Origin of the sequence: Micromonospora sp. D75, from assembly GCF_018070405.1 — a bacterium.
In the GTDB taxonomy this organism is placed as follows: domain Bacteria; phylum Actinomycetota; class Actinomycetes; order Mycobacteriales; family Micromonosporaceae; genus Micromonospora; species Micromonospora chalcea.
In genome coordinates, this window is the sequence record NZ_JAGPXV010001091.1 from 1 (window position 1) to 835 (window position 835).

The following is an 835-nucleotide window of genomic DNA, read 5'->3' on the forward strand; positions in this document are numbered from 1 at the left end:
GACATCCTGCGGGCGCGAAGTGCAAGATCGGCGAGGGCGGGTGGGGCGCCGGGTGGGTCAGCGGGTGGGGGGTGGGCCCACGCTTCGGCGCGGGACCAGCGTCGGGGCGATGGTCTGGCGCAGCGGGCCTGCCGACTCCGACTCGATCTGGGCCAGCAGAAGGTCCAGGCTCGCCGCGGCCACCGCCGTGAAGTCGGGCCGCACCGTGGTCAGCGGCGGAATGAAGTACGCCGCCTCCGGCACGTCGTCGAACCCGACGACGCTGATGTCGTCCGGTACGCGGCGGCCGTGCTCGTGCAACGCGCGCAGCACGCCGAGCGCCAGGTGGTCGTTCGCCGTGAAGACCGCGGTGACCTCCGGCATCCGGGCCAGCATCTGCCCGCACCGGTAACCCGCGGCAGCGGACCAGTCCGCCGGGACCAGCGGCGGAACCTCGGCGCCCGCCTGCCGCAACGCCTCGCGCCACCCCTCGATCCGGCCGGCGCTGTCGAACCAGTCCGACGGGCCGGACACGTGCCAGACGGTGCGGTGCCCGGCGGCGAGAAGGTGCTCGGTGGCGGCCCGGGCGCCGGCGACCTGGTCGACGGTGACCAGCGGGATCGGCCGCCGGGGGTCGCCGTCGACTGTCACCAGCGGCACGTCGTGGGGCAGCCGTTCCAGCGCCTCCCCGGCCGACTCGACCGGCGCGATCACCACTATGCCGGCCACCCGGTGCGCCAGGTGCCGCTCCACCGCCGCCGAGATGGAACGGTGGTCGAGGTCGCGGACGCTGCCGACGCTCACCGCGAAACCCGCCTCGGCGGCGGTCTGCTCCAGCGCGGCCAGCAGCGACGCC

General features: G+C 75.2%; 1 protein-coding gene. It reads right to left on the bottom strand.

What is annotated here, in order from left to right; genetic code table 11:
* Positions 1–57: 57 nt before the first annotated feature.
* On the bottom strand, positions 58–835 hold a 778-nt coding region (locus KBX39_RS32215), incomplete at its 5' end, for a substrate-binding domain-containing protein (protein WP_210874205.1).